The sequence below is a fragment of the Campylobacter sp. DY7 genome, from assembly GCF_057802535.1.
Window position 1 is genome coordinate 1 of the sequence record NZ_JBYJAU010000058.1, and the last position, 519, is coordinate 519.

At 72.8% G+C, this 519-nt stretch carries 2 protein-coding genes; both read right to left on the bottom strand.

The features are described from left to right. A partial coding sequence (locus AC1B00_RS09690) for a zeta toxin family protein (RefSeq protein ID WP_488849523.1) occupies positions 1-263 on the bottom strand: 263 nt, incomplete at its 3' end. Between the two features lie 82 nt (positions 264-345). Beyond that, the gene (locus AC1B00_RS09695; protein ID WP_488849524.1) at positions 346-513 is read right to left on the bottom strand and encodes a GlsB/YeaQ/YmgE family stress response membrane protein; all 168 of its coding nucleotides are present in this window, start codon (positions 511-513) and stop codon (positions 346-348) included. Positions 514-519: the final 6 nt, after the last annotated feature.

The window sequence follows — 519 nt, forward strand, 5'->3', positions numbered from 1 at the left end:
TCGATCGCGCCCTTGCGACCGTGGCGGCCGAGTCGGTCGAGGGTGGCGTTGGCGAGGTGGTAGCCGTCCATCGGCAGCGCCACCGCCGTGCCCGGGTTCCGGGTGTTCAGTTCGGCGGCGAGTGCCGCGGCGAGCGTCGTCTTACCGCTGCCGGGGCTCCCCGCGATCCCGAGCAGGAATCGGGACGGTCCGGATGCCGCGCGCTCGACACGGTCGGCGAGGGCGGCGACGGCGTCCGGTCGAGGTCCGGAGTGAGAGTGCACGGCCCGAACCTACCGCCGCACATGACGAACCCCCGCGTCCCCGGCCGGTGCCGGGCGACGCGGGGGCGTCGTGGGGTGCGGGTCAGCGCGCGCGGGCGCTGCGGCCGCGCGTCGCGAAGACGTAGATGCCGAGCACGATGATCGCGCCGATGATCGAACCGAGGATGCCCGACGGCTGCAGGAAGCCGCCCATCGGGTCGCTGCCGAAAATCAGGAATCCGAGGAAGCCGCCGACGAACGAGCCGACGATTCCGAG